The organism is Paenibacillus mellifer (assembly GCF_023195895.1).
GTDB classification, from domain to species: Bacteria; Bacillota; Bacilli; order Paenibacillales; family Paenibacillaceae; genus Fontibacillus; species Fontibacillus mellifer.
The window spans coordinates 1-372 of the sequence record NZ_JALPRK010000059.1 but is presented as its reverse complement, the minus strand read 5'-3'; the positions used below and the strand labels follow the sequence as shown (position 1 = coordinate 372).

Annotated in this window: 1 protein-coding gene; it reads left to right on the top strand. The window is 43.3% G+C overall.

Going from position 1 to position 372, the window contains the following annotated elements:
- Positions 1-74: 74 nt before the first annotated feature.
- A partial coding sequence (locus M0651_RS23960) for a helix-turn-helix domain-containing protein (protein WP_248554161.1) occupies positions 75-372 on the top strand: 298 nt, incomplete at its 3' end.

Here is a 372-nt window from a genome sequence, read left to right as displayed (position 1 = left end):
TATAAAGCCCCCTAATCACTTTGGACACTTTCAGGCTAAACAATATACAATAAATATAGCTGGAGGTAGTCCGTATGAGAGTTCAGCACAGCAAGTTCGACGAATTAAGAATACAGGTCGTCGAGGAAGCACTGGACCGGGGGAATGTGGCTTTAACTGCTCGTAAACATGGAATCTCCCCCTATTCCTTGTACAAGTGGGTGAAACAATATAGGGATGAGGTGGAGATAAACGTGGGTAAGAAAAAGGACATAAAGCATCTTAATGATCCACAGACAGCTCAAGAGTGGGAGCAGAAATATGAACAGGCAGCGAAACTCCTTGGCGAGAAAGAACTGGAGATCGCGATACTTCGAGATCTTGTAAAAAAAA